This is a genomic window from Hylemonella gracilis str. Niagara R (assembly GCF_000600295.1).
In the GTDB taxonomy this organism is placed as follows: domain Bacteria; phylum Pseudomonadota; class Gammaproteobacteria; order Burkholderiales; family Burkholderiaceae_C; genus Hylemonella; species Hylemonella gracilis_A.
This window is the reverse complement of sequence record NZ_JEMG01000001.1, coordinates 3,074,311-3,092,515: the sequence shown is the minus strand read 5'-3', so window position 1 is coordinate 3,092,515 and position 18,205 is coordinate 3,074,311. Positions and strand designations below refer to the sequence as shown.

Sequence of the window (18,205 nt, the reverse complement as noted above, 5' to 3'; positions counted from 1 at the left end):
CGCTGGTTCAGGCCAGGGCCTGGGCGATGTCGTGGCTGGGCGGGCGGCGGGTGAAGGTGAGGTTGTCCATCACGTGGCTCAGGTGCTCGTCCATGAGCTGAATGGCGCGCTCTTCGTCCTTGGCCGCCAGGGCCTTGACGATTTCCAGATGCTCGTCGTTCGAATGCTCTGCGGCGCTGCGCGTCTGGTAAACCAGGGTGATGAGCGCGCAGCGTGAAATGAGTTCACCCAGCATGTCGGCCAGCACCTGGTTGCCCGTGAGTTCGGCCATGCGCACATGGAAGTCACCCAGCAGTTCATTGCGGCTGGGCACGTCGTTGGCGGAGACGGCCTTTTTTTCCTCGGCCACATGGGCGCGCAGCACCTTGAGCTTGGCCGGCGTGATCTCGCGGACCAGGGTGCGCACCATTTCGAGTTCCAGCATGCGACGCACCGCGAAAACTTGTTGCGCTTCTTCGACCGAGGGGCTGGCGACAAAGGCGCCGCGCGCGGGCTCCAGACGGATCAGGCGGTGCTGGGAGAGCTGGAACAGGGCCTGGCGGATCAGGGTGCGCGAAACGCCGAAATGGTCGGCCAGCTTCTGTTCGGCCAGTTTGGCGCCGGGATGCAGGCGGTGCTCGACGATGGCGCGGGTCAGCGATTCGACGATGTGATGGGTGCTGCTGGAGGTTTCCATGAAGCTTGGGTCGAGACAGCGAGTCAAATTGTATACACTTTGATGAACCGGCTCGGTTCTTGCTGCGGTTCATTGAGCAAGAACTGTGCGAGAAAACGGAAAGGACTGGTATGGGCCTCAGTACCCATGTGCTCGACACCATGCATGGCACCCCCGCAGGGGGCATGGCGGTGGCGCTTTTTCGTGTCCAGAAGGACCCTGGCGCGGGCGAGCGGGCCGAACTCGTCAAGCGTTTCACGCTGGACGCCAATGGCCGCAATCCGGATGGCCTGCTGTATGGGCACGATGAATTGCGGGTGGGGCGTTACCGTCTGAGCTTCGACGTGCGGACCTATTTCGCGGCCCGTGGCGTCGCGCTGCCGGAGCCCGCCTTCCTGGACGTGGTGCACATCGATTTCGGCGTGGCCGAGCCGAGCCAGCATTACCACGTGCCCCTGCTCGTCAGCCCCTGGAGCTACTCGACCTACCGGGGCAGTTGAGCCCGGAGGTCTGGAAAGAAAACGGATTTTCATGGAAGCATATCTGCTGGACTGGGCCAACCTGCTGTTGCGTTGGCTGCACGTCATCGTCGCCATCGCCTGGATCGGTTCCTCCTTCTATTTCGTCTTCCTTGACAGCAGCCTCACGCCGCCCGCCGACGAGAAGCTGCGCCGCGAAGGGGCGACCGGCGAACTCTGGGCCGTGCATGGCGGCGGCTTCTACCACCCGGTCAAGTACGCGGTCTCCCCACCGGTGCTGCCGCCGCACCTGCATTGGTTCTACTGGGAGAGTTATGCCACCTGGCTCAGCGGCTTCGCGCTTTTTCTCGTGTCCTACCTTTGGAGTCCGAGCGTCTACCTGATCGATCCGCGCGTGCTGGATTGGCAGGCGCATTACTCGCAATGGGCGGCCGTCGCGGCCGCGCTGGCTTTCCTTGTGGTGTTCTGGCTGCTCTACGACGGCATCTGCCGGGTCGTGGCCCGGTCCCATGGCATCGGCGGCAAGGGCGATGCCATCGTGGGCGTCCTGGTGGCGCTGCTGGTGGCCTTCGCGGCCTGGCTGGCCTGCCAGCTCTTCGCGGGGCGCGCGGCCTTTCTGCTCGTGGGCGCGATGATCGCGACCACCATGAGCGCCAATGTGGCGCACTGGATCATTCCCGGTCAGCGCAAGGTGGTGGCCGCGCTGAAGGCCGGCCAGCCGGTCGACCCGATCCACGGCCAGCGCGGCAAGCAGCGCAGCGTGCACAACACCTACTTCACGCTGCCCGTGTTGTTCGCGATGCTGAGCAACCATTACAGCTTCACCTACGCGCACGCATGGAACTGGCTGTTCCTGATCGCCATCATGGCGGCGGGTGCGGCCATCCGCCAGTTTTTCGTGCTGCGCCATGGCTACAAGCTGGGGCGCAACGCGCATCCCTGGCCTTACGCGCTGGCGGGCGTGCTTGTGTTGCTGGCGCTCATCGTCTGGTTGCGGCCCGCGCCAGCGGCTTCGTCCGCCACGGCGACGGCACCCGTGCCCACACAGGCCGAAGTGCAGGCCGTGCTGACCCAGCGCTGTGTGCTGTGCCACGGCGAGGCCTTGCAATCCAAGGGCCTGCGTCTGGATCGGGACGAGGACCTGCGCCAGCACGCAACGCTGATCCACCAGCAGGCCGTGGTGACGCGCCAGATGCCGCTGAACAATGCGACGGGCATGACCGACGAGGAACGCGCCTTGCTGGCACGTTGGTTTCAGGCCGGGGCTGCGGCACGCTGAGGAGGCGAGCCCGTTCCTGGCCCGGTTGCCCTTGGATGGGTCGCCGCGCAGTGAGACGGACGGATTGCCGGGCCGCTTAGACCACGACGGGTTTCGCGGGCTTGGGCTGTCCCAGCCGCGAGGGTGAGACGTAGAGCTTGCGGAATTCCTCGAAGGGCAGGGTGTCAGCCGCTTCGATGGCGGCCTGCTCGCGCACGGAAGCCTGGGCCATGGCCTCGTACTTCGCCTGCTGTGCCGCATCCCAGGGGCGTGCCAACAGATCGGCGCTTGTGGCTTGCGAGCGCGCGCGCACGAATTCCAGAAAGGAACCGTCGTGCTCCGCCTGGATGGCGCGCAACACGCGGGCCGAGGGCAGCATGGCTGGGTCGTGCACCGCATCACGCGCGGCCTGCAGCGCGGCGCTGTAGTCCGTGTTGCCGTGGGCCGCGTCGAGCTGCGCCGCCAGAGGCATGCAGGCCTCGAGCAATTCCAGCGCCCAGTCACGCAAGGGCGTGGCCTGTCGGCCCTCGCGCCAGAGCAGCAGGCCGGGTTCGCGGCCACGCGCGGCCGTCAAGTGCTGGTTGCGGCCGATCTCGGCGATTTCCTGGGGTGTGTCGGGCGGGCTGGCGCTGCTCAGGCAGTGCAGCAGGAACACGTCCAGGAAGCGCAGGGTGCGGGCGTTGATGCCGATGGGTTCGAAGGGGTCGAGGTCCAGCAGCCGCACTTCCACGTACTCCACGCCGCGTTCGCGCAGGGCGTGCAAGGGACGTTCGCCCTGGAAGATGGTGCGCTTGGGACGGATGGTGCCGTAGAACTCGTTCTCGATCTGCAGCAGGCTGGTGGCGAGCTGGATGTAGTCGCCGCCGGGATTGAGCACGCCCAGCGCCTCGTAGGCGGGCCAGGGGCGGGTGAGCGCGTCGTGCAGTGAAGCGGCGTAGCTCTCCAGGCTGTTGTAGCTGACCGCCAGCGAGGCTTGGGCCTCGCTCTGGTAGCCCAGCTTGCCCATGCGCAGTGAGGTGCCGTGGGGCATGTGCAGCGTGCCCTCGCCATGCGGTTTTTTGGTGCCGTCACCGGTATGCGCGCCGGAGTCCGTGCGCAGGGGTTGCAACTCGTGCGCGCGGCCCTGCACGAAATCACCGTGCAGCGCGGGTGAGGCGCCAAAGAGATAAAGCAGCAGGAAGGCGTGGCGGCGGAAGTTGCGGATCAGGCTGAAATAGTCTTCGTTGCCAGCGCCTGGCAGTGACCAGTTGTAGTGGATGCCGCTGATGGTCTGCATGCGCCGCCCGTAACGATGGCCCAGACCCATGCGGTAGACGCTTTTTGCACGACCGATGTTGGACGATCCGTAACGGCCCAGGGGAATCGTCTCGTCGGTGGGCAGCACGCAGGGCATGCTGCTGACCCAGAGCATCTCGTCGCCGCAAGCCGAGCGCAAGGTGCGGTACGTGTACTGATGGATCTCGGCCAGCTCGGCCAGACAGGATTGCACTCCGGCATGCACGCCGGTAATGAGTTCAAGTTGCGATTCCGAGTAATCGGTGGTGATGCGCGGGTGCGTGAGCGCCGAACCCAGCATCGCCGGGTGGGGTGTGAGCGCGAGCCAGCCACTGGGCTGGGCGCGCAGGCTCTCTTTTTCGATGCCACGGCGCATGCCGCGCAGGCGCTCGGGGTGGAAATCGGGGGAGGGGGTGAACGAGGACACGGGGAACGGCTGCGGCGGTTGTGTTGTTGGTTTTCTAGATGGCTTCATGCATCGCGCGTGGCGCAAGTTAACACAGAGGGCATACACCGTGCTGGCGCCGGGCCGATCCGGGTCGACCAAGGTCGACGCGCTGGAGTGGTCCGTTTCAGGCATGGCTTATGCATACAAGATGCGCCGTATCCGGGGAGTGAGGTCGGGAGTGAACAGGCCATGTCGGCGCACAGCATGAAGGACGATCCACAAGGCCGACGGCCTGAGGGGATGGCGACGCCCCTACCCGTCGTGCTGGACCTCGAGGCCTCGGGCTTTGGCCAAGGTGGCTACCCCATCGAAGTCGGCTACGCCATGGCGGATGGCCGATTGTTCTGTTCTCTCATCCGCCCCGAACCGGATTGGACCCATTGGGACCCGATGGCCGAGCGGCTGCACCGCATTCCGCGCCATGTGCTGATGCGCCATGGCCGCAGTCCGCTGGAGGTCAGTCAACTGCTCAACAACAACTTGCACGGGCGCACGGTGTACTCGGATGGCTGGGCGCATGACTACCCCTGGCTGGCCTTGCTTTTTGACGCAGCGGGGCTGCGGCCGCACTTCAAGCTGGAGAACCTGCGTGCCCTGCTGCGCGAGGACGAGGCTGAGCGCTGGCATGAGGTCAAGCAGCAGATCGCGCGCGAGCGGGGCGGTCAGCGGCACCGCGCCAGCGCGGACGCGCGACTGTTGCAGTTGAGCCTGGCGCGGGTGCGGGAAGGCGGATACCGATAAGGCATTTGCCGGGGGTGCGTGCTTCCGCGGCGATAATTCCTCGCCCCGCATCCCATGCGATTGCCCCCCCTATGTCGTCAAGGCGTACCCTGCCCAAGCTCATCGAAGACCTGCGTGCCTACCAGGCCGACCTGGAAGCGCGCAATACCGCGCTGGAGTACAGCCGCGTCGCGGCCGAGGGTGCGTCCGAGCGCTTCGAGTCACTCTTTTCCAATGTGCCGCTGGCGCTGATGGTGGTCGACGAGGACGGGATGATCGAGCAGAGCAACACCATGGCGCTCAAGCTCTTTCGGCCGCTGGAAGCCGATCCGCCGTTGACCTACCTGCAGCCCCTGGTCACCTCCAACCACGTCAAGCGGGTCCAGCAGGCCCTGGACGCGGCGCGCCTGCATGGCCAGAGCGGCGCCACCGAGGTGGTCTTTCTCAGTGGTCTGCAGTCCCGTTTCACGGGTGACCTGCACATCGCACGCATCCGCTACAGCAGCGACAAGGACATGTCGCACTTCGTCTGCGCGGTCATTGACCAAGGACCCTTGCTCAATGAGCGTCGCGCGCTGCTGGAAGGCCGCCGCGCGCTGCAGGAAAGCGCGCAGGTCCTGCGCAAGCGCAACGAGGAGTTGCTGCTGTCGGAAAACCGGCTCGCGGCCGTCATCAATTCCTCGCTGGACGCCATCGTCTGCGTGGACGATGCGCAGTGCATCACCGTGTTCAACCCCGCCGCGTCGGCCTTGTTCCAGTGCCCACCTGAGCAGGCCCTGGGCGCGTCCCTGGCCCACTTCCTGCCGGACGCGATCGAGGCCATCGCGTCCACCCTGGTTTCCACCCAGGCCATCCTGGGCGAGGTCAATGGCCGCACGGCGGCCGGGTTGCCGTTGACGCTGGAGGTCAGCGTCTCGCGCGAGCGCCAGCCGGACGGGCAGGGCGACATCACCACCATCTTCGCGCGCGACCTCACCGCGCGCCGCCAGGTGGAGGCGCAGCGCAATGTGTTGGAGGTGCAGCTGCGCGAGGCGCACAAGATGCAGGCCATCGGCACCATGGCGGGTGGCATCGCGCATGATTTCAACAACATCCTGTCCGCCATCCTGGGCAATGTGATGCTGGCGCGTCAGGATTTGCCGCCCGACACGTCGGCGCAGGTCAGTCTGGCCGAGATCGAGAAGGCTGGACGGCGCGGGCGCGACCTGGTGCGACAGATCCTCACGTTCAGCCGCAACGAGCCGCCCCGGCGCCGGCCCCTGCACCTGGCCGAGGTGGTGCAGGAATCCATGCGGCTGATGAAGGTGACCCTGCCGCCCGCCGTGGACCTGCAGCTCAATCTGCTGGAGACCCCGCCCGTGCTGGCCGACGCCACCCAGGTCGAACAGGCGCTGATCAACCTGTGCACCAACGCCGTCCATGCCCTGGGCGGCGCACCGGGCACGGTCAACATCACGCTGACCTCCGTGATGCCGGACAAGCGCGAATGCCAACGCCTGGGCCTGTCGGCGGGGCGTTATGTCATCCTGGCTGTGCGCGATACCGGCACCGGCATGGACGCGGAAACGGTGCAACGCATCTTCGAGCCTTTTTTCACCACCAAACCGGTGGGGCAGGGCACGGGCCTGGGCCTGGCCGTGGTGCATGGCGTGATGCGCTCCCACTTGGGCGCGGTGGACGTACGCAGCCGCTTGGGCGAAGGCAGCGAGTTCACGCTCTACTTCCCCGCCGCCAGCAGCCAGGCTGCGGTCACCGCCGCCGAGCCCGCTCGCATGCAGACCGTGATGGGTTTTGGTCAGCATGTGATGTACGTGGACGACGATCAGGCCCTGGCCTTCCTGGTGGACCGGGTGCTGAGCCGGCGCGGCTTCAAGATCAGCGTCTACACAGATCCGCTCTCCGCCTTGGCCGCGCTGCGCGAGCAGCCGCAGGCCTATGACCTGCTGATCACCGACTACAACATGCCCGGCTACAGTGGCGTGAGCCTGCTGCAGGAGGCGCGTCGCATCCGGCCCAAGCTGCCCATGGCACTGACTTCGGGTTATGTGACGCCCGAGATCGAAGTGCAGGCCATGGCCGCTGGCGCGAGGGCGCTGATCCTCAAGCCGAATGACGTGTCCGAACTGTGTGACACGGTGCAGCGGCTGATCCAGGGCGTGCAGGGCCCGGGGGCGGATTCCGGTGGCAAGCGGCAGTGAGGTGGACGGGGATCTGACCGTCGTGCATGAGGACGATGACGTCCTTGTGCTGGACAAACCCGCCGGCCTGCTGTCCGCACCCGGCCGTGGCGAAGACAAGCAGGATTGCCTGGTCCTGCGTGCCCAGGCGCGTTGGCCAGAAGCCCTGCTGGTGCATCGGCTGGACCAGGCCACGTCTGGCTTGCTGCTACTGGCGCGCGGACCCGAGATGCAGCGGACCTTGAGCATGTGTTTCGCGGCACGCCAGGTGCACAAACGCTACGAGGCCGTGGTGGATGGCTGGGTGCATGGTTCGCCAGGACGTGAGGATGAGGGCGAGATCGACTTGCCGCTTTTAGCCGATTGGCCTCGCCGCCCGCGGCAGAAGGTGGACGTCCAGGGCAAGCCCAGTCTGACCCGCTGGCAGGTGCTGGCGCGGGAAGAACGTGGTCAGACCGGCTTGGTTTCAGGACGGTCGACGCGATTGGCCCTGTTTCCGGTCACGGGTCGTTCCCATCAACTCCGCGTGCACCTGCAAGCCATTGGTCACCCCATACTCGGCGATGCCTTGTATGCCGATGCCGACAGCCTGTCGCGCAGCCCGCGGCTGCTGTTACATGCCTGCGAACTGTCCCTGCGCCATCCGCGATCCGGTGCGCTTACCATCTGGAACAGCCCGCCGCCGTTTTGATCCCCCGTGATGCATCCGATCGTGGAAGATTTGAACATTCCACATTTGCATGCGACGCGAACGGATACTCCGGTTTAATGGGGCCGGTATTCTTGGTTCAATCGACGGTCTGATCCGTCGGATGTCTGCCATGCACAAAATGGATTTGATCGTCTTGACTGGCGCCACGCGCGGCCTTGGCCTCGCGATGGCTGGCCAACTTATCGCGCAATACGACCCGGGGCATCCGGATCAGCGTCATCTGCATCTCTTGTGCATCTCGCGCGGTGTCAACGATGCCCTGGCCGACCAGGCGCAGCAGGTGCGCAAGACCGGCTTCACCCTGATGCAGTGGCCGCTGGACCTCAGCCGCAGTGTGGAGGCCGGCAATGCGCTGGCGCGCTGGTTGCGGGAGCAGGACGGTGGCAGTTACGCCAGCGCCACCTTGATCAACAACGCGGGCGTGATTCCCGGCATCGCCCCCTTGTCGACGCTCACACCCGAGGAAATCTCGCAAGCCTTGCGCGTGGATCTGGAAGCCCCCATGGCGTTGAGCGCGGCTTTTCTCGGCGCCACCGAGCGCTGGGCCGAGGTGCACGGCACGCGGCGCAAGATCCTCAACGTCTCTTCGGGCCTGGGGCGTCGGCCCATGGCCTCGCAGGCGGTCTATTGCGCGGCCAAAGCAGGGATGGACCACTACACACGCTGCGTGGCCTTGGAGGAAGCACGCAAACCCCACGGGGCCAAGGTGTGCGCGCTCGCACCGGGCGTGATCGACACCGAGATGCAGGCCCAACTGCGTGGCGCCGATGCGGCAACCTTCCCCGACCGTGAACGCTTCAACCTGCTGCAGAGCACGGGCCTGCTCGACAGCCCGGCCGCAGCGGCCCGCAAGCTGCTGGCCTGGCTGGACCGACCGGATTTTGGTCATGAGGTGGTGGCCGACGTGCGCGATGACTAGAGGGCTCTGCACGTTGTCGGAAGTTGTGACAAAAATCTTCAACAAGAACGCGCTTTGATGCCAGAATCGGCCCAGATGCTGCTTGCGTCGCATCGCGAGTAGAAGCCGCGCCATGTCACCACCCTTGCCCACCAGTTTTCATGCCATGCGTCTGGGGCTGGCCCTGGGCCTGCCCGTGCTTCTCTGGTTGGGGTATGTGTGGCTGGTGACGGTGCAGGTACAGCAGATGGCCGAGACCGAGGCGCGGATGAATGGCCACGCACGGGCCCGCGCAGAGGCTACACGGCAGATCAATGCGGGCATCGAAACCTTGGCGCGGACCACCATGGAGCACATCACCGCGCCCATTGTTTTTCCGGCGGGTGCCGCCGATCAGCCGACCGATCCCTTGCCTTCGGCCCCAGGCGTTTCGAGCACGCCAGACGACCGGCAGTTGCAAGCCAACCGCCGCATTGACGAGGCCTTGCGCGCGCTCACGCAGGGCAGCGGCGCCAACGGCGCGGCTGGCAGTCCGCGCCAGATGGTCGGCCTGGAGGCCGAAAACACGGTGTTGCTGGCCTTGCAGACCCAGCGTGGCGCCCACGAGGCCTCCGTTGCAAGGGTGGAGAAGCTGGTGCAGGAACGACTGTATCCCGAGGCAGCACTGCTGTTCATCAGCGAAACCTTGCCAGCCCTCAACGCTCTGCGAACTTCGATTCAGGACCTGGGGACACAGCAACGTCGCAACGTCGAACGCGATGACGCAGACACCATGCGCGGCCGTTTGCTGTATTTGGGCTTGGCGCTGGGGGCCTTCACATTGCTGTGGAGTGCTGGCCTGCTCTGGCGCCTGCGTGCGGGCGCGCGGCAGGGCGTGCAACTTGCCGCAGCACATGGGCGTGAGCGGGTGCTGAATGAAATGGCAGCTACGCGGGAGATGCAGGGCACGCGTGCCGCGATCCCGCCCGGTGCATGGGATGCCGGGCAAGAGGAGCAGCCTGCCCACGTTGCGGTTCAGGTGCGGATCGGGGCGGAGCGCGAACAGCAATTGCGGCGAGAAGTGAAGCTGGAGTTGCGTCGCGAGATTGAGCAGGAAGTGCGCATGCAACTGGCGCGCGAGGAGACGCCGTCGCGACCGCGCCCGTCCTTGGCGGCGCGCATAGAGCAGGTCCCTCCCTTGGAGGGCCAGGTCGAGGCGCGGCAACAGGCGCGGCTGTTGGCCGATCGCATGAAGGAAGCCGCCACCCGCAGCAACACGGTCTTCACCCAGGTGGTGGAGGCGATGCGCGGCATCAACGACGGCAGCCGAGAGATCGGCGAGATCGTCAATGTGATCGACAGCATTGCCTTTCAGACCAACATCCTCGCTCTCAACGCCGCCGTCGAGGCGGCGCGGGCCGGGGACCAGGGGCGCGGCTTCGCCGTTGTGGCGGCAGAAGTGCGCTCGCTCGCTGGGCGTAGCGCAGCGGCGGCCAAGGAGATCAAGCAGTTGATCGCCGCGTCCGCAGGGCAGGTGCAGCAGGGCAACCGTTTGGTGGAGGAAGCCGGGCGTGCCATGCAGGAAGTGGCGGACCAGGTGCAGGCCGTGGCCCGAACGCTGTCGTCCGATGGTGAGGCAGCGGCCTGAGTTTGCTAACCTCGCCGCGTCGGTCGCGCTGAGTTTGGGTCGCGACCGTGAACCATAAGAAGGAGACTGAACATGACCTCACGCAACATTCCCGCCGACTGGGCTCTGGAGACGTTGGCGCCGTCCTTGCTGCGCGGCATTCCGGAAGCACTGGTGTTCTGTGACCTGGAGGGCATCATCCGTTATTGGAATGCAGGGGCCGAGCAGGTGTTTGGCTGGAGCGCACAGGAGGCCATGGGGCAGAGCCTGGATCTCATCATCCCCGAGCGCATGCGCAAGGCACACTGGGATGGATTTGACCAAGCCATCGCGCGGGGCGGTGTCAAACCTGGGCGCGCGGCGATGATGACGCGGTCCCTGCACAAGACCACGGAATCCATCTACGTGGAAATGAGCTTTTCGATGGTGAGCGATGCGACGGGTGCTTTGATCGGTTCGCTGGCGGTGGCGCGCGAGGCCACGGCGCGTTTCACCGAGGAAAAAGCCTTACGCAAGCAACTGGCTGAGCTGACGGCGCAGAAGTGAGCGTGAACGCGCGGGGTCTCTTGGCCCAGTGAGCGCGTCTGCCTGATGCCGCCGTGGCCCGCGCGTCTGCGCGGGCCATGCCATCCCCACCGTGTTCAGGTGCCGAGCTGATTGGCCAACGGCAGTTCCCGGATGCGCTTGCCCGTGGCCGCGAACACGGCGTTGCACAGGGCTGGCGCGGCCAGAGCCGTGGCGGGTTCGCTCACGCCGCCCCAGAAGCCACCCGAGGGCATCACGATGGTCTGCACCGGCGGCATGTCCGCCAAGCGCAGGACGTGGTATCGGTCCAGGTTCTGCTGCTGAATGGCACCGTTCTGGAAACTGATCTTGCCGTACAGGGCGGCCGAGAGCCCGAAGGCGAGTGAGCTTTCCACCTGGGCCTCGATCTGCTGCGGGTTCACCGCGTGGCCGCAGTCGATGGCGACCACGACACGGTGGATCTTGAGCCGGCCCCGGCTGTTCGCATCCTGACTGACGGACACCTCTGCACAAGCGGCCAGGTAACTGCCCATGCCCATGACTTGGGCCAAGCCACGGTGCACGCGTGCTGGCGCGGGTTTGCCCCAGCCGACCTGCCGTGCCACGGCGTCCAGCACAGCCAGGCGGCGCGCTTGGCCCGCCAGCAGCGCACGGCGCAGGGCCAAGGGGTCTTGCCCGCTGGTGGCGGCGATTTCGTCGATGAAGCTTTCCAGGTAGAAGGTGTTGGGGTTGAGGTGGGCACCACGCCACCAGCCGGTTGGGGCATGCAGATCGCGCTGCACATGGTCGATCAGCAATTGATCGAAACGGTAGCCGCAGGCGCTGTCATTCGCGGTCAGCAGGGCCGTAGCCTGGGCTGGCGCCACAGGCCCGGTCGTCCGGGGCAGGCTGCTGGTGATGGGTGTTGGCGTGGACGGCGCCGGCAAAGGCTCGACCACGCTTTCCGCCGTGCCCGTGCCCGTGCCCATCACTGGGGCCGTCGGGGCTGGCGCAGGTGCAGCTGCCTCGGGCTGGCTCTCCTTGCGGCCGCCAAACAGGAAACTGAAAAAGCCCCCCCGTTTTGGCGCTTCTGGCGGCGCTTCCGGAGCTGGTGCAGGCTCGGATGGGCTGGTCGTACCGGGCGTCATGCCTTGCGGCGGCTGAGGCGCTGCGGCCTCGGGTGCAGTCGCTGGCTGCTTGTTGTCTTTCGCGCCGTCCTTGGCTTCCAAGGCGCTGGGGTCAGGCAAGGCGGCCGCGTCGGGCAGCAGGCCGAGGTAGTAGGCGCGCTGTGCGGCGTAGGGGGTGGGCGGGTCGTAGGGGCTGCGTGGCAGCGTGACCGGCGCACCCGCGATGCGCAGGTGCACGCCACGCGGCATGCCGCCTCGCGACAGGCTGGCGCTCAGCTTGGCCATGCTGGGTGGGTGGATGGGGCCGTGTTGCATGTCCTCCTCGCGTGACCAGGCCAGCTTGATCACGGAGCCGGGCAGGTTGCGGGCGATTTGCACGGCCTGGACGATCACGTCATGGTAGGCACGGCGTCCGAAGCTACCGCCCGGCACCAGGCGGTGGAACTCACATTTGTCGATGGGCAGCTCAGCCACGGCCGCCACGGCGGCCAGCGCGGCTTCGGCGTCCTGGGTGGGCGCCCAGACGATGCAGCCCGTGCGGGTCCAGCGCGCGGTCGCGCTCATGGGCTCCATCGTGGCGTGGTGCTGGGCGGGATAGCTGTAGATGGCCTCGACACGGCGGTCCGTGTCGTGGATGTCCTTGACGATCGCAGCCGGGGCGCCGCCGTGGTGGTGGCCGGTGCTGGTGGGGGTGTCTGACAAGGCGGTGCGCAGCTTCGTCTCGATGTCGGCCTGTTGCACGTTCGCGTTGGGACCGTAGTCCCACTCGATGGTCATTGCATCCAGCGCACTGTGGGCACGCCACCATTGATTGGCGACGACGGCGACCGCGTTGTTGCCGATGCGCAGCACTCGCTGCACACCCGGTCGTTCCTGGGCCTCCTTGGCTTCGAAACGCTTCAAGCGGCCGCCAGGCACGGGGCAGACCTTGATCGCGGCGTGGTAGATGTCCTTGAAGTTGAGGTCGGTTGCGTAGTCTTGTGCGCCGTTGGTTTTGAGGAAAGTGTCCAGGCGCAACATGCGTTGCCCAAGCAGCTTCCAGTTCCTTGGGTCCTTGAGCGGAATGCTTTCGGGCTTGGGAGCTGACAGCTGGCTGGCCGCGTAGGCGACACGGCCATAAACAGTCTTGCGGTTGCTGGGCGTGTGCGTGATGACCCCCCGGTGCACCGCGCATTCCTCCATGGGCACGCCCCAGGCCCGGGCCGCAGCCTGGACCAGCAGGGTGCGCGCAACCGCGCCGCCACGGCGCAGGGGTTCTTGCGAGTCCCGGATGCTGCGACTGCCCACGGTGCTGAAACTGCCCCAAGCGCGATTGCGCGCCAGGCTCTCGCTGGGGGTGGGGTATTCCACGCTCACGCGCACCCAGTCGCATTCCAATTCCTCGGCCACGAGCTGGGCCAGACCCGTCAGCGTGCCTTGACCGGACTCGGCGCGCACGATGCGGATGAGTACACTGTCATCGGGGCGGATGTAGACCCAGGCATTGACCTCTCCTTGCTCGGTCACTGCGTTTGCCTCGGGTGCATGGAGGCCCAGGCCGGCGCCCACCGTGACGCTGACGGCAAGCCCACCGCCTGCTGAACCCACTGTGACGAGGAAATCGCGGCGGGACAGTTCAGCGCCCGTGGTGGTGCGCTCTTGGGTAGACGCCTGGCTCATTGGGCGCTTCCTTTCGATGCGGCATTGTCCTGGGGGAGTGGGGTTCGGCGGGTACGGACCTGCGAGGCGACTCGGATGGCCAGACGCACTCGGTTGTAGCTGCCGCAGCGGCAGATGTTGGTGATGGCCGCGTCGATGTCCGCATCGCTCGGGTTGGGGTTCTGCCGCAGCAGGGCCGCGGCAGCCATGATCATGCCGCTCTGGCAGAAGCCACACTGGGGCACGTCCAGCATCTGCCAGGCGCGCTGCACCTGGTGGGTGCCATTGCGCGAGAGGCCTTCGATGGTGGTGATCTTCTGCTCCGGGGCGATGGAAGCGATGGGGATGACGCAGCTGCGCACCGGCGCGTCATCGATGTGGACGGTACAGGCACCGCACTGCGCGATGCCGCAACCGTATTTCGTGCCGGTCAGACCGAGCTGCTCGCGCAGCACCCACAGCAGCGGGGTGTCCGGCTCGGGCGTGTTCTCGGGTTCGAATTCTTCCTCCTTGCCATTGAGGAAGATCTTGAATTTCGGGGCCTGTTCTTCAGCAGAAGCGTCAGCGGGGCGGTTGACGTTGTCCGTGTTACTCATCGTTCGAAGTGTAGGGGCAATCACCCTCCATCACTGAATTTGCGGGATTTTTGAGGTGCATCAACCAGGCACCATGCAGGTGGAGCTCAGACTGGAAGATGTGCAGAATGGCCATGCAGTCCGCGATTGTCGCAATCTTGTCTTGTCACAGGAGGTTCCATGTTCAAGCACATTCTGATCCCGGTCGACGGCTCGCCCACGGCACAAAAAGCGGTGGAGAAGGCCGCAGGGCTGGCGCAGGCCTTCGGTTGTCGGGTCTCGGCGGTCTATGTGATCGATCCCTACCCTTTCACGGGCTTGGGTGGCGATTTTGCCTATGGGCAGGCCGAGTACCTGATGGCCGCTGAGACAGAAGCTCGGGAAGTGGTGACCGCCGCGCAAGCTGCCTTGGCCGCTGCTGGGGTGGAGGCAAGGACCGAGGTGGTGCAGGCGCACGCGATCTGGCGCGGCATCATCGACGCTGCTCAGGCGCATGGGGCTGATCTGATCGTGATGGGCTCGCATGGGCGGCGCGGCCTGGAAAAGCTGGTGCTGGGCAGCGTGGCCCAGCGTGTTCTGACGCATTCGCCCTTGCCGGTTCTGATCGTGCGGGATTGAAGAGCTTGTTGGCGAGGGGGTCTCTGGCTTCGACGCTGGTTTCAGATCGGATGCACCTGCAAGGACCGTGCGGCCAAGGCGCTTGCCACGTTGGCGCAGAGCATCATCCTGTCGCCCAGTTGGGCTTGGGCCTGCTGAGCCGAATGATGGGGTGGGCTATTCATGAGTGCTCGACGGTGCGTACCGACATGGCATGTCGATGTGCATCAAGGCTTTGTACATGTTCCAAATTTCAAGCAAGACCTGCACAACACTTGATCGATTCTTGTCCGGGAATGGTGTGGATGCTTCGGAGCAGTCGCGGGGCTTGATCGTGTTCAGGCGTATTCAGAAAAGACTCGCCTGTCCCGCAGCCAAGCCCGGTCGAAACTGGCTGAAGTCTGGCGCATAGCGGGCGGCATAGGGACGATGCAGACTCGCTGCCATCGGGCCTGGTTCGGTGGTGGGGGCAAGGAAGAGGGATGCTTCGGTTGGCATTTCCAGCGGCTGTGCGTCCGGTTTGACGCCAGCTTGAGGCTGGCGTGAGATCCGGGGCGGACGTGAAGCGGCCATCAGTCCGTGGCGCGCGCAGGCCTTCTGAAAGCGCTGGGCGATCAATTCCGCCCAGGTTCCGCTGCCATTCATTCGCGTCGCGAAGTTGCTGTCGTAGTTTCTGCCGCCCCGCATCTCGCGCATCCTGGCCATGACACGCTCGGCCCGATCGGGGTAATGCGTCTGCAGCCATTGCTGGAAGATGTCGTTCAATTCCCAGGGCAGGCGCAGCACGCTGTAGAAGGCGCTGCGTGCCCCGGCCTGAGCGGCGGCGGCCAGCACCTGTTCCATGTCTTCGTTGATGAAGGGGATTTGCGGCGCCACGCTGATTCCCACGGGAACGCCGGCAGCAGCCAGTGTGCGGATGGTGCGCAGGCGACGTTGAGGACTGGCGGCACGGGGCTCCAGCTTGCGGGTCAGCGCCGCGTCCAGCGTGGTGATGGTGATGTGCACGGCGGCCAGGCCGGCCTGGGCCAGCGGCGCCAGCAGATCGAGGTCGCGTTCGACGGTGCTGGATTTGGTGATGAGCGCGAACGGATGCCGTGCCGCACCGAGCACCTCGATGAGGGCTCGCGTGAGCCGGAGTTCACGTTCCACCGGCTGGTAGCAATCCGTGGCCGAGCCGATGACGATGAGGCTGGGTTTGTAGGAGGGGGAGGAGATTTCCTCGCGCAGGCGTTCGGCCAGTCCGCGCTTGGCGATGATGATGCGCTCGAAGTCCAGCCCGGGCGAGAGATTCAGATAGCTGTGCGTGGGGCGGGCGTAACAATAACTGCAGCCATGCTCGCAGCCCCGGTAAGGGTTGATGGACTGGGTAAAGGGGAGGTCGGGGGAGTCGTTGCGCGCCAGGGCGCTGCGGGCGTCTTCCCAGCGGACTTCCGTCGGAGGCGCTGGGGGTTCGGGTGCCGCTGCGGGCTCGGCAGACGGGAGATCGGACGATTTGGCCCGTCGGCTTGAGGAACCGTCGTCCGAATCGGGCATGTCGGACCAGCCATCGTCAAACGCCGTGCGCGAAACCTTCTCGAAGCGATGGGCGTTGCGGGTGGCGACGCCCCGGCCCTTGATGGCGCGAAGAGGAATTTGAAACTCATCCATAACTGTATTTTTATACAGTTATGGATGGAGTGCAAGTGCTGGGCGCTTACTTCAGCGCCTTGAAACGCACGCGCTTCGGCGCCGCGCCTTCCTCGCCCAGACGCTTCTTCTTGTCGGCTTCGTATTCCTGGTAGTTGCCATCGAAGAAGACCCACTGACTGTCGCCCTCGGCGGCCAGGATGTGGGTACAAATGCGGTCGAGGAACCAGCGGTCGTGGCTGATGACCATGACCGAACCGGCGAACTCCAGCAGCGCGTCTTCGAGCGCCCGCAGGGTTTCCACGTCCAGGTCGTTCGATGGCTCGTCCAGCAGCAGCACGTTGGCGCCCTGCATCAAGGTCTTGGCCAGGTGCAGGCGGCCGCGCTCACCGCCCGACAGCGTGCCTACCCGCTTCTGCTGGTCGCCACCGTTGAAGTTGAAACGACCGCAATAGGCGCGGCTGGGCATCTGGAACTTGCCCACGGTGATGATGTCCAGGCCGCCGGAGATGTCCTCCCAGACGGTTTTCTCATCGGCCAGGTCGTCGCGGCTCTGGTCCACGAAGGACAGTTTGACCGTTTTGCCGATCTTCACGGTGCCGCTGTCGGGTTGCTCACGCCCGGCAATCATCTTGAACAGGGTCGATTTACCGGCGCCGTTGGGGCCGATGATGCCCACGATGGCGCCGGCGGGAATCTTGAAGCTCAGGTTGTCGATCAGCAGGCGGTCCCCGAAGGACTTGGACACGCCCTCGAATTCAATGACCTCGGTGCCGAGGCGTTCGGCCACAGGGATAAAGATTTCCTGCGTCTCGTTGCGCTGCTGGTATTCGTGGTCGCTCAACTCCTCGAAGCGAGCCAGACGCGCCTTGCTCTTGGCCTGGCGGCCCTTGGGGTTCTGGCGTGCCCACTCCAACTCCTTCTTCATGGCCTTGGTGCGCGCATCTTCGGTGCGTTGCTCCTGCTCCAGGCGCGCTTCCTTCTGTTCCAGCCAGGTGCTGTAGTTGCCCTTGTAGGGGATGCCGCGGCCGCGGTCCAGTTCAAGAATCCACTCGGCGGCGTTGTCCAGGAAATAGCGATCGTGGGTGATGGCCACCACGGTTCCGGAGAAGCGCGAGAGGAATTGCTCCAGCCAGTCCACGGACTCTGCGTCCAAGTGGTTGGTCGGTTCGTCCAGGAGCAGCATGTCGGGCTTGGACAGCAGCAGCCGGCACAGGGCCACGCGACGCTTTTCGCCGCCAGAGAGTTTGCCGATCACGGCGTCCCAGGGGGGCAGGCGCAAGGCGTCGGCGGCGATTTCGAGCTGATGGTCGCCTGCGTCGCCGGCGGTGGCGATGATGGCTTCCAGCTTGGCCTGCTCAGCGGCGAGCGCGTCGAAGTCGGCGTTCTCATCCGCGTAGGCGGCGTAGACTTCTTCCAGGCGAGCTTGCGCTGCCTTGGTCTCTCCCATGCCGCTCTCTACGGCCTGTCGCACGGTTTCTTCGGGGTTGAGCTGCGGCTCCTGCGGCAAATAGCCGATCTTGAGGCCGGACATCGGGATGGCCTCGCCCTCGAACTCCTTATCGACCCCAGCCATGATCTTGAGCAAGGTGGATTTGCCCGAGCCGTTGAGGCCCAGCACCCCGATCTTGGCCCCTGGGAAGAAGGACAGAGAAATGTCCTTGAGGATCTGCCGCTTCGGCGGCACGATCTTGCCGAGGCGGTTCATGGAGAAAACGTATTGAGCCATGGTGTTCTTCTGACGAGAGAAAGCAAAGCCGCATTATCAGGGGGAGAGGCGCTGGAGTTGTTCTGGTGATGCGCGCTGCATCAGAGGGAGCGAACAAGTGTGCATGCCTGGTGGCATGACAGGCCGGTGAAGCCCGCGAGAAGAATTTCTGACGGCCGACTTGATCGCGACGAAAATTTGA

At 65.2% G+C, this 18,205-nt stretch carries 16 protein-coding genes; 9 read left to right on the top strand and 7 right to left on the bottom strand.

The features are described 5' to 3' along the window. Positions 1–7: 7 nt before the first annotated feature. Positions 8–676, bottom strand: a complete 669-nt coding sequence (locus AZ34_RS14095; RefSeq protein WP_035609176.1) for a GntR family transcriptional regulator — start codon at positions 674–676, stop codon at positions 8–10. A 110-nt stretch (positions 677–786) separates the two neighbouring features. Between AZ34_RS14095 and uraH the strand changes: the two genes are divergently transcribed. Continuing rightward, positions 787–1,155, top strand: coding sequence for a hydroxyisourate hydrolase (gene uraH / locus AZ34_RS14090; RefSeq protein ID WP_035609174.1), 369 nt, complete (start codon positions 787–789; stop codon positions 1,153–1,155). Positions 1,156–1,186: 31 nt separating this feature from the next. Next, positions 1,187–2,413 carry a urate hydroxylase PuuD gene (locus AZ34_RS14085; RefSeq protein WP_035609171.1) on the top strand — a complete coding sequence of 409 codons (1,227 nt, stop codon included), beginning with the start codon at positions 1,187–1,189 and terminating at the stop codon, positions 2,411–2,413. 76 nt (positions 2,414–2,489) lie between these two features. Here AZ34_RS14085 and gshA read toward each other — a convergent pair whose 3' ends face one another. Beyond that, positions 2,490–4,094, bottom strand: a complete 1,605-nt coding sequence (gene gshA / locus AZ34_RS14080) for a glutamate--cysteine ligase (protein WP_035609168.1) — start codon at positions 4,092–4,094, stop codon at positions 2,490–2,492. 210 nt (positions 4,095–4,304) lie between these two features. Between gshA and AZ34_RS14075 the strand changes: the two genes are divergently transcribed. From AZ34_RS14075 to AZ34_RS14050, 6 genes are all read left to right on the top strand, one after another. After that, complete coding sequence (locus tag AZ34_RS14075; RefSeq protein WP_231495538.1) at positions 4,305–4,856, top strand: hypothetical protein; 552 nt, start codon at positions 4,305–4,307, stop codon at positions 4,854–4,856. Positions 4,857–4,927: 71 nt separating this feature from the next. Further along, the gene (locus AZ34_RS14070; RefSeq protein ID WP_035609162.1) at positions 4,928–7,033 is read left to right on the top strand and encodes a PAS domain-containing hybrid sensor histidine kinase/response regulator; all 2,106 of its coding nucleotides are present in this window, start codon (positions 4,928–4,930) and stop codon (positions 7,031–7,033) included. Further along, positions 7,017–7,703, top strand: coding sequence for an RluA family pseudouridine synthase (locus AZ34_RS14065; RefSeq protein ID WP_155831821.1), 687 nt, complete (start codon positions 7,017–7,019; stop codon positions 7,701–7,703). Before AZ34_RS14070 ends, AZ34_RS14065 begins: the two co-directional genes overlap by 17 nt. Positions 7,704–7,833: 130 nt before the next feature. Beyond that, positions 7,834–8,643 carry an SDR family NAD(P)-dependent oxidoreductase gene (locus AZ34_RS14060; protein WP_035611800.1) on the top strand — a complete coding sequence of 270 codons (810 nt, stop codon included), beginning with the start codon at positions 7,834–7,836 and terminating at the stop codon, positions 8,641–8,643. Positions 8,644–8,755: 112 nt separating this feature from the next. Next, positions 8,756–10,249, top strand: coding sequence for a methyl-accepting chemotaxis protein (locus AZ34_RS18945; RefSeq protein ID WP_035609156.1), 1,494 nt, complete (start codon positions 8,756–8,758; stop codon positions 10,247–10,249). Between the two features lie 72 nt (positions 10,250–10,321). Next, positions 10,322–10,774, top strand: a complete 453-nt coding sequence (locus tag AZ34_RS14050) for a PAS domain-containing protein (protein WP_051509865.1) — start codon at positions 10,322–10,324, stop codon at positions 10,772–10,774. Between the two features lie 95 nt (positions 10,775–10,869). On the opposite strand, the gene AZ34_RS17705 is transcribed toward AZ34_RS14050, so the two are convergent. Beyond that, a complete protein-coding gene (locus AZ34_RS17705; protein ID WP_051509863.1) occupies positions 10,870–13,518 on the bottom strand; it encodes a molybdopterin cofactor-binding domain-containing protein in 2,649 nt (882 codons plus the stop codon). Continuing rightward, entirely contained in the window at positions 13,515–14,093 is a 579-nt protein-coding gene (locus AZ34_RS14040) for a (2Fe-2S)-binding protein (RefSeq protein ID WP_155831820.1), read from the bottom strand. The genes AZ34_RS17705 and AZ34_RS14040 overlap by 4 nt, the downstream gene beginning before the upstream one ends. 159 nt (positions 14,094–14,252) lie before the next feature. Here AZ34_RS14040 and AZ34_RS14035 point away from each other — a divergent pair, with 159 nt between their 5' ends. Next, entirely contained in the window at positions 14,253–14,690 is a 438-nt protein-coding gene (locus AZ34_RS14035; protein ID WP_035609154.1) for a universal stress protein, read from the top strand. Between the two features lie 41 nt (positions 14,691–14,731). Here the strand turns inward: AZ34_RS14035 and AZ34_RS18940 are convergent, their stop codons facing one another. The 3 genes from AZ34_RS18940 to ettA form a co-directional block, all read right to left on the bottom strand. Continuing rightward, positions 14,732–14,854 (bottom strand): hypothetical protein, encoded by a 123-nt coding sequence (locus AZ34_RS18940; protein WP_269320447.1) that lies wholly within the window; start codon positions 14,852–14,854, stop codon positions 14,732–14,734. Between the two features lie 163 nt (positions 14,855–15,017). Further along, entirely contained in the window at positions 15,018–16,316 is a 1,299-nt protein-coding gene (locus AZ34_RS14030) for a PA0069 family radical SAM protein (RefSeq protein ID WP_035609151.1), read from the bottom strand. Positions 16,317–16,362: 46 nt separating this feature from the next. Then, on the bottom strand, positions 16,363–18,024 hold the full coding sequence (ettA, locus tag AZ34_RS14025) for an energy-dependent translational throttle protein EttA (RefSeq protein WP_035609148.1): 1,662 nt from the start codon (positions 18,022–18,024) through the stop codon (positions 16,363–16,365). Positions 18,025–18,205 lie beyond the last annotated feature (181 nt).

Coding starts and splice junctions, on each gene's coding strand:
- AZ34_RS14050 (WP_051509865.1), top strand. CDS start 10,322: ATGACCTCACGCAACATTCCCGCCGACTGGGCTCTGGAGACGTTGGCG.
- AZ34_RS18945 (WP_035609156.1), top strand. CDS start 8,756: ATGTCACCACCCTTGCCCACCAGTTTTCATGCCATGCGTCTGGGGCTG.
- AZ34_RS14030 (WP_035609151.1), bottom strand. CDS start 16,316: ATGGATGAGTTTCAAATTCCTCTTCGCGCCATCAAGGGCCGGGGCGTC.
- AZ34_RS14070 (WP_035609162.1), top strand. CDS start 4,928: ATGTCGTCAAGGCGTACCCTGCCCAAGCTCATCGAAGACCTGCGTGCC.
- uraH (WP_035609174.1), top strand. CDS start 787: ATGGGCCTCAGTACCCATGTGCTCGACACCATGCATGGCACCCCCGCA.
- AZ34_RS14035 (WP_035609154.1), top strand. CDS start 14,253: ATGTTCAAGCACATTCTGATCCCGGTCGACGGCTCGCCCACGGCACAA.
- AZ34_RS14095 (WP_035609176.1), bottom strand. CDS start 676: ATGGAAACCTCCAGCAGCACCCATCACATCGTCGAATCGCTGACCCGC.
- AZ34_RS14060 (WP_035611800.1), top strand. CDS start 7,834: ATGCACAAAATGGATTTGATCGTCTTGACTGGCGCCACGCGCGGCCTT.
- AZ34_RS14085 (WP_035609171.1), top strand. CDS start 1,187: ATGGAAGCATATCTGCTGGACTGGGCCAACCTGCTGTTGCGTTGGCTG.
- AZ34_RS14040 (WP_155831820.1), bottom strand. CDS start 14,093: ATGAGTAACACGGACAACGTCAACCGCCCCGCTGACGCTTCTGCTGAA.
- AZ34_RS18940 (WP_269320447.1), bottom strand. CDS start 14,854: ATGAATAGCCCACCCCATCATTCGGCTCAGCAGGCCCAAGCCCAACTG.
- AZ34_RS14075 (WP_231495538.1), top strand. CDS start 4,305: ATGTCGGCGCACAGCATGAAGGACGATCCACAAGGCCGACGGCCTGAG.
- AZ34_RS17705 (WP_051509863.1), bottom strand. CDS start 13,518: ATGAGCCAGGCGTCTACCCAAGAGCGCACCACCACGGGCGCTGAACTG.
- ettA (WP_035609148.1), bottom strand. CDS start 18,024: ATGGCTCAATACGTTTTCTCCATGAACCGCCTCGGCAAGATCGTGCCG.